This window comes from Empedobacter sp. GD03865 (genome assembly GCF_029840775.1).
In the GTDB taxonomy this organism is placed as follows: domain Bacteria; phylum Bacteroidota; class Bacteroidia; order Flavobacteriales; family Weeksellaceae; genus Empedobacter; species Empedobacter falsenii_B.
This window is the reverse complement of record NZ_JAOCDF010000078.1, coordinates 1-888: the sequence shown is the minus strand read 5'-3', so window position 1 is coordinate 888 and position 888 is coordinate 1. Positions and strand designations below refer to the sequence as shown.

General features: G+C 29.3%; 2 protein-coding genes. Both read right to left on the bottom strand.

The features are described 5' to 3' along the window. Nucleotides 1-233, bottom strand: a 233-nt coding sequence (locus tag N5D46_RS14710; protein WP_280050447.1) for a nucleotidyl transferase AbiEii/AbiGii toxin family protein, incomplete at its 3' end; no start/stop codon positions are given. A 1-nt stretch (nt 234) separates the two neighbouring features. Further along, nucleotides 235-888 (bottom strand): DUF6088 family protein (locus N5D46_RS14705; RefSeq protein ID WP_280050446.1); only part of this gene is annotated, 654 nt, incomplete at its 5' end.

The following is an 888-nucleotide window of genomic DNA, read 5'->3' as shown; positions in this document are numbered from 1 at the left end:
CGATCAATAATTAGATCAATATCTTCAGAAAATCGATCAATTAAAAGATAAGCTTTGCTTAATGATGTACCACCTTTAAAGATAATTGAATCCGCATATTGAGATTGAAAAATAGCTTTTAATAAAATGCAAACCCACCAATCTTTCTCTACAACAAAGGCAGGTAAGCCTTTTGAAATTCCCGTTTGTTCCAGAACTTGTATTTGTTGCTCTTTAGTTAGATTGATCCACATATTAACGAGTTGTATAAAGATTATTGATTATTTTTTGAATCCAAACAGGTGCATATTTCAATTGTTTTTGAATAACTTGTTCGTTTAGGTGAAGGATTGAAGGTTTTATTTGATTAAAAAAATCATCTGTTATTTCTTTTTGCCCTATTTCTTTAAAAGCTTGAACAATCAAGTGTAATAATTCGTCTTTAATAGCAAAGCTTTTAGGAACTGTTTTTTTGAATTGAATAGTTCTATTTCCTATTTTTATTTCGCGTTGCGAACCATCGGTCAAGTAAACAGCTTTCAAAGGAATTTGAGTTGTTAAACCTAATAGATACAAAGCCAAAACTCCTGTTGGCGCAATACGAGCTTTATCCCGTTTAGCAATCTGTTTAGCAATTTCATCTACAGTCGGATAAATCTTTCCTAATAGCAAATCTTTTTTAGGTTTAAGATAAATACCATGTGTTAAACGCTCAACTAAACCTTCATTTTCTAAACGAGAGAGAACTTTACGGATGTTATCTGAAGAACCATATTTTGAAAAATCATCTAAAAAAAATATTTCGCCAAATGATGATTTTAAAATCTTTTTTTGTATCTTATTTTTAGATGTTTCTATCATATTTAAACAGTAATATTTGTCACAAATATAGTGAAAATTTGTGACATA